The sequence below is a fragment of the Zavarzinia marina genome, from assembly GCF_021568905.1.
Classification (GTDB): domain Bacteria; phylum Pseudomonadota; class Alphaproteobacteria; order Zavarziniales; family Zavarziniaceae; genus Zavarzinia; species Zavarzinia marina.
In genome coordinates, this window is sequence record NZ_JAKGSB010000014.1 from 1 (window position 1) to 2,785 (window position 2,785).

General features: G+C 65.2%; 2 protein-coding genes. Both read left to right on the top strand.

The features are described from left to right. The coding region (gene cysD, locus L2U69_RS19055) for a sulfate adenylyltransferase subunit CysD (protein ID WP_236108712.1) at nt 1-885 on the top strand (885 nt) is incomplete at its 5' end. Continuing rightward, nucleotides 885-2,783: a sulfate adenylyltransferase subunit CysN gene (gene cysN, locus L2U69_RS19060; protein WP_236108713.1), complete on the top strand. Its 1,899-nt coding sequence runs from the start codon at nt 885-887 to the stop codon at nt 2,781-2,783. The genes cysD and cysN, both read left to right, overlap by 1 nt. The last annotated feature ends 2 nt before the right edge of the window (nt 2,784-2,785 follow it).

A 2,785-nucleotide genomic window follows, 5' to 3' on the forward strand; every position in this document is an offset into this window, starting at 1 on the left:
CTGCAGCGTCTGGAAGCGGAGAGCATCCACATCATGAGGGAGGTTGTTTCGGAGACGGAGCGCCCGGTGATGCTCTATTCGGTGGGCAAGGACAGCGCGGTGATGCTGCATCTGGCGCAGAAGGCGTTCTACCCGTCGAAGCCGCCGTTTCCGCTGCTGCATGTGGACACGACGTGGAAGTTCCGGGAGATGATTTCGTTCCGGGACCGGATGGCGGCGGAGATCGGGATGGATCTTCTGGTGCACATCAACCCGGAGGGTGTGGAGATGGGCATCGGTCCCTTCACCCACGGCTCGGCGCTGCACACGGACGTGATGAAGACGCAGGGCCTGAAGCAGGCGCTGGACAAATACGGTTTCGACGCGGCCTTCGGCGGGGCGCGGCGCGACGAGGAGAAGTCGCGGGCGAAGGAGCGGATCTTCTCGTTCCGTTCGGCGCAGCACCGCTGGGACCCGAAGAACCAGCGCCCGGAGCTGTGGAGCCTCTACAACACGCGCAAGAACAAGGGCGAGTCGATCCGGGTGTTCCCGCTGTCGAACTGGACCGAGCTGGACATCTGGCAATACATCCACCTGGAGCGGATCCCGATCGTGCCGCTCTATTTCGCGGCGGAGCGCCCGGTGGTGGAGCGTGACGGCACCCTGATCATGGTGGACGACGACCGCATGCCGCTGAACCCCGGCGAGGTGCCGATGATGAAGCGCGTGCGCTTCCGGACGCTGGGCTGCTACCCCCTGACCGGGGCGATCGAATCGGAGGCGCGGACGCTGCCGGCGATCATCCAGGAGATGCTGCTGACCCGGACGTCGGAACGCCAGGGCCGCGTGATCGACCACGATCAGTCCGCCTCCATGGAGAAGAAGAAGCAGGAAGGGTATTTCTGATGGCCCACGTCTCGGACCTGATCGCGACCGACATCGAGGAATATCTGTCGGCGCACGAGAGGAAGTCGCTGCTGCGCTTCATCACCTGCGGTTCGGTGGACGACGGCAAGTCGACCCTGATCGGGCGCCTGCTCTATGATTCGAAGATGATCTTCGAGGACCAGATGACGGCCCTGGAGAGCGATTCGAAGAAGGTCGGCACCCAGGGCGGCGAGATCGACTTCGCGCTGCTGGTCGACGGCCTGGCCGCCGAGCGCGAGCAGGGCATCACCATCGACGTCGCCTATCGCTTCTTCTCGACCGAGAAGCGCAAGTTCATCGTCGCCGACACCCCGGGCCACGAGCAGTACACCCGCAACATGATCACCGGCGCCTCGACCGCCGACGTCGCGGTGATCCTGATCGACGCCCGCAAGGGCGTGCTGACCCAGACCCGGCGCCATTCCTATCTCGTCTCGCTGATCGGCATCCGCAAGGTGGTGCTGGCGATCAACAAGATGGACCTGGTGAACTACGACCAGGGCACCTTCGCCCATATCCTGGGCGATTATGTCGATTTCGCCGCGCGCATCGGCCTGACCGACATCACGGCCATTCCCCTGTCCGCCCTGAAGGGCGTGAACATGGTGGAACGCGCGGCGGAGACGCCGTGGTACAACGGCCCCTCGCTGATGGAATATCTGGAGACGGTGGAGACGGCGGACGCGAAGCGCCATTCGCCGTTCCGCATGCCGGTGCAATGGGTGAACCGCCCGAACCTGGACTTCCGGGGCTTCTCGGGCCAGATCGCCTCGGGCGAGATCCGCCCGGGCGACGCGATCCGGGTGCAGCCCTCGGGGCGGACCAGCACGGTCGCGCGCATCGTCACCCAGGACGGCGACCTGAAGCTGGCGGTGGCGGGCCAGTCGGTGACCCTGTCGCTGGCGGACGAGATCGACATCTCGCGCGGCGACGTGATCTCGCGCAACGACGCGCCGGCGGGGATCGCCGACCAGTTCGAGGCGACCCTGGTGTGGATGGCCGACGCGCCCATGCTGCCGGGCCGGCCCTATCTGATGAAGATCGGCAGCAAGCTGGTCTCGGCCTCGATCACGGAACCCAAGTACAAGGTCCATGTGAACACGCTGGAGCATCTGGCGGCGAAGAAGCTGGAACTGAACGAGATCGGCATCGTCAACGTCGCCCTCGACCAGCAGATCGCCTTCGATCCCTACGAGGAGAACGCCACCACCGGCGGCTTCATCCTGATCGACCGGATCTCCAACGCCACCGTGGGCGCGGGCATGATCCACTTCGCGCTGCGCCGGTCGGAGAACGTGCACTGGCAGGCGGTCGACGTCGCCAAGGCCCAGCGCGCCGCCAGCAAGGGCCAGAAGCCGGCGATCCTGTGGTTCACCGGGCTTTCGGGCGCGGGCAAGTCGACCATCGCCAACCTCGTCGAGAAGAAGCTGCATGCCATGGGCCGGCACACCTATCTGCTCGACGGCGACAATGTCCGCCACGGCCTGAACAAGGATCTCGGCTTCACCGACACCGACCGGGTCGAGAACATCCGCCGCGTCGCGGAAGTCTCGAAGCTGATGGTCGATGCCGGCCTGATCGTCATGGTCTCCTTCATCTCGCCGTTCCGGAGCGAGCGGCGCATGGCGCGCGAACTGGTGGAGGCCGGCGAGTTCCTCGAGGTCTTCGTCGACACCCCGCTCGCCGTCGCCGAGCAGCGCGACGTCAAGGGCCTCTACAAGAAGGCGCGCAAGGGCGAGATCAAGAACTTCACCGGCATCGACAGCCCCTACGAACCGCCGGAAAACCCCGAGATCCGCATCGACACCACCACCCAGTCCGTCGAACAGGCCGCCGACGCCATCGTCAAGAACCTCGCCGAAAAAGGTCTCATCTGACG